1 pseudogene is annotated in these 3,896 nt (G+C 70.2%); it reads right to left on the bottom strand.

The annotated features are described in order from the left end of the window. Nucleotides 1-3,845 (bottom strand): annotated as a pseudogene (locus ACWCQM_RS40805) (type I polyketide synthase); the annotation flags it as partial. Between the last annotated feature and the right edge of the window lie 51 nt (nucleotides 3,846-3,896).

Genomic DNA, 3,896 nt, shown 5'->3' with positions numbered 1-3,896 from the left:
CGCCCATCCACCACACCCGGCAGATCGACCAGACCACCCCACAACTCCGGATGCTCCAACCCCACAACCCGACCCAGACCCCACACCTGCGCCTGGGACACGCTTGCGAGCCGCTCCGTAGGCGCCACGGCCACCGCGCCGCGCGTCGCGCACCACAGACGCGCATCCAGCCCGGCACCCACCAGGGCTTGCACCAGGGCCAACGTCGCGGCCACACCCGCCGGCACCTCACCGTGCACCGGATGGGACGACTCGTCGAGCGCCAGCAACGACAGCACGCCGGCGACCGGCTCCGTGGCCGTCTCGACGGTCTCGGACACCGAGCGGGCAAGCCCGGCCCGGTCGAAGTCCGTACGCACCGCGAGCCTCAGGACGCGTACTCCCCTTGCCTTGAGACCGTGGAGCAGGGCCGTCACCCATCCGTCGTCGGCAAGGGTGTCCGGCACCACGGCGAGCCATGTGCCGGTCAGCACGAGGTTGGAGTCCGTGGACAGCGGCTTCCAGGCGATGTCGTACCGGCGGCTGTCAACCTCCGACTGCTGTCGTCGCCCCTTGCGCCAGACGGAGAGCGCGGGCAGGACAGCGCTGAAGGGCAGCTCGCCGGAGACGTCGAGCGTGCTGAGGAGCGAGGGCAGGTCTTCGCTCTCGACGGCTGCCCAGAAGCGCGCGTCCACCTCGTCGGCCGTCCGGTCGGTCACCGCGTCCGCACGACGTGCGGCTGCCGGGGCCTCCAGCCAGTAGCGGCGGCGCTGGAAGGCGTACGTCGGCAGGTCGACCCGCGACGCACCCGTCCCCTCGAACGCCCGCGCCCAGTCCACCTCCACGCCCTGAACCCAGACCTCGGCCAGCGATGTGAGGAACCGGTCCAGCCCGCCTTCGTCACGACGCAGCGATCCCACCACACGGGTCTGCTCGGCGCCCCGGGCCTCCGCGGTGTCCTGTATCCCCACGGCCAGTACCGGATGCGGCGACACCTCGAGGAAGACCGTGTCCCCGGCCTCGACGAGACCGCTCACCGTCTCTTCGAAGCGGACCGTCTGCCGCAGGTTGCGATACCAGTACCCGGCGTCCGCTTCCGCGGTGTCCATGGCCTCGCCGGTCACCGTGGAGTAGAACGGCACCCTCGACGACACCGGAGAGATGCCGTCCATCACTTGGGTGAGCTCGTCCTCGATCAGTTCCACGTACGCGGAGTGGGAAGCGTAGTCCACGGCTATGCGCCGCGCCCGCACACCGTCATCACCACAGGCGGCAAGGAGCTCGTCCAGTGCCGCGGGCTCGCCGGCCACGACGACCGTGGTCGGCCCGTTGACGGTCGCGATCGACAACCGGCCGTCCCACCCTGCAATGCGCTCGGCCACCTGCTCCGCGGTCAAGGCCACGGACATCATCCCGCCGTGCCCGGCCAGACTCCCGGCGATGACCTGGGACCGCAGGGCCACCACCCGGGCGCCGTCCCGCAACGACAGCCCGCCCGCCACACAGGCGGCCGCGATCTCTCCTTGCGAGTGGCCGACGACCGCGGAGGGCTCCACACCGTACGAGCGCCAGAGCGCCGCCAGTGACACCATCATCGCCCACAGCACCGGCTGAACGACGTCCACGCGCTCCAACGACGGTGCGCCCGGGGCCTCACGCACCACCGCGTCCAGGTCCCAGTCCACGAACTCCGCCAGCGCCCGGCCACATTCCGCCATCGCGTCGGCGAACACCGGAGAAGCACCCAGCAGCTCCACCGCCATGCCCGCCCACTGCGAACCCTGACCCGGAAACACGAACACCACCCGGCGGCCGGAGGCAGGCGTCACGCCGTCGGCCGGGCCGACCACGAGCCCGGACGACTCCTCACCGCGAGCCAACTGAGCAAGCCTCGCGCACAATTCAGTGCGGTCGTGGCCGGTCACCACGGCACGGTTCTCGAATCGTGCCCGCCCGGAGACGAGCGACAGGCCCACATCCACCAGCGGCAGATCCGCGTCATTCACCACCCGCGACAGCAATCGTGCCGCTTGACCCCGCACGGCGTCGGCCCCGCGCCCGGACAGGACCCACGGCACCGCAGCCGGCACCACAGGCGTTGCGGGGGTCTCCGCGCCGGTGTCCGGGTTCGAGGACGTTACGGCAGCCGGGGCCTGTTCCAGGATGAGGTGCGCGTTGGTGCCGCTGATGCCGAATGACGACACCCCTGCCCGGCCTGGGCGACCTTCGGTCTCCGGCCACTCGCGGGCCTCCGTGAGCAGTTCCACCGCACCCGTCGACCAGTCCACCTTCGTCGACGGCTCACCCGCGTGCAGGGTGCGGGGCAGCACTCCATGGCGAAGGGCCTGCACCATCTTGATGACACCGGCCACACCAGCGGCGGCCTGTGCATGTCCAATGTTGGACTTCAACGACCCCAGCCACAACGGCCGTTCAGCCGGGCGGTCCTGCCCGTACGTCGCCAGCAGGGCCTGCGCCTCGATGGGGTCGCCAAGCGTCGTACCGGTTCCGTGCGCTTCCACCGCGTCCACGTCCGACGCCGACACTCCCGCGTTCGCGAGGGCCGCGCGGATCACTCGCTGCTGCGAGGGACCGTTCGGCGCGGTGAGACCATTGCTTGCACCGTCCTGGTTCACCGCCGAACCACGGACCACGGCCAGTACGGGATGACCGTTGCGCCGCGCGTCGGACAGGCGCTCCAGCAACAGCATCCCCGCCCCCTCCGACCACGAGGTGCCGTCCGCCGCGTCCGAGAAGGCCTTCGAGCGCCCGTCCGCCGCCAGCCCGCGCTGCCGACTGAACTCCACGAACATCCCTGGTGTGGCCATCACCGTCACGCCACCGGCCAGCGCCAACGAGCACTCGCCCGAGCGCAGGGCCTGAGTGGCCTGGTGCAGCGCCACGAGTGACGACGAGCAGGCCGTGTCCACCGTGACCGCGGGACCCTCAAGCCCCAGGAAGTAGGCGAGCCGTCCGGAGATCACGCTCGCCGCCTTGCCCGTCAGCAGATAGCCGTCGAGCCCGTCCGTCGCCTCGTGCAGCAGGGCGCCGTAGTCCTGGGACATCGCGCCGGCGAAGACGCCGGCCTGACTGCCGCGTACGGAAGCGGGGTCGATGCCCGCCCGCTCGAACGCCTCCCACGCCGTCTCCAGCAGCAATCGCTGCTGCGGGTCCATGGCGAGGGCCTCACGCGGCGAGATCCCGAAGAACCCCGGATCGAACTCGCCGGCCTCGTGAAGGAAGCCGCCTTCCCGAACGTACGAGGTGCCGGAGCGGCTCGGGTCTTCGTCGTACAGCGCGTCCAGGTCCCAACCCCGGTCCACGGGGAAGCCGGAGATTCCCTCCCTGCCTTCCGAGACCAGTTCCCACAGTTCCTCAGGAGATGTCACGCCTCCCGGCAGACGACATCCCATGCCCACAATGGCGATCGGCTCGGTCGAGGCGCCCGTCCTGGCGGGCAGTGCCGGCGCAGGTGAGCTCTCAGCCTTCTGCGAGCCCGTCAGCTCATCGTCCAGGTGCCGCACCAGTGCGATAGGCGTCGGGTAGTCGAAGATCAATGAGGAAGGCAACCGCAGTCCGGTGCTCTCGATCAGCCGGTTCCGCAGTTCCACAGCCGTGAGGGAGTCGAAGCCCAGGTCCTTGAAGGTGCGCGCCACGTCGACCGCGTCGGCGGACCGGTACTCCAGGACCGTCGCGACCTGCGTCTGCACCATCTCCTCGAGCGACTGGCGCCGCTCCTCCACATGCGCAGGCGTCGGCAGCTGCAAGCGGGACACCGGCTGGAGGGCTTCGGGTTCCTCGACCGCATGCTCAACTTCACCGAGCCAGTAGCGTTGGCGTTGGAAGGCATACGTCGGCAGATCCACCCGCGACGCACCCGCCCCCACGAACGCCGCAGACCAGTCCACATCCACACC

The organism is Streptomyces sp. NPDC002125, assembly GCF_053593715.1.
This window is presented reverse-complemented; position numbering and strand designations above follow the sequence as displayed.